Source organism: Pseudomonas sp. EL_65y_Pfl2_R96 (assembly GCF_963970905.1).
Classification (GTDB): Bacteria; Pseudomonadota; Gammaproteobacteria; order Pseudomonadales; family Pseudomonadaceae; genus Aquipseudomonas.
The window spans coordinates 1-456 of the sequence record NZ_CAXAQH010000341.1; the positions used below are offsets into that span (position 1 = coordinate 1).

Annotated in this window: 1 protein-coding gene; it reads right to left on the minus strand. The window is 64.7% G+C overall.

What is annotated here, in order from left to right; translation table 11 throughout:
* A partial coding sequence (locus AACY49_RS30945; RefSeq protein WP_339528113.1) for an SDR family NAD(P)-dependent oxidoreductase occupies nucleotides 1-456 on the minus strand: 456 nt, incomplete at both ends.

A 456-nucleotide genomic window follows, 5' to 3' on the forward strand; every position in this document is an offset into this window, starting at 1 on the left:
GTCGGGGATCTGCTTCTCCACCAGCGGCGTCCAGACATAGCCGGGGCTGATGCAGTTGCAGGTGATCTTGTGGGTCGCGACTTCGAGCGCCACGGTCTTGGTGAGGCCGGCAATGCCGTGCTTGGCCGACACATAGGCCGACTTGAACGGCGAGGCGACCAGCGAGTGCGCCGACGCCGTGTTGATGATGCGGCCCCAGCCCTTCTTCTTCATGCCGGGCACCGCGGCGCGGATGCCGTGGAAGGCCGAGGACAGGTTGATCGCGATGATCTGGTCCCACTTCTCGATCGGAAACTCCTCGACCGGCGAGACGAACTGGATGCCGGCATTGTTGACGAGGATGTCGACATGGCCGAGCGTCTTTTGCGCGAAGGCCGCGATGTTCTCGGCGGCGTCCCTCGCCATCACGTCCTGCGCGAAGGGCGTGATCAGCCCGCCGCCGACATCGTTGACGAG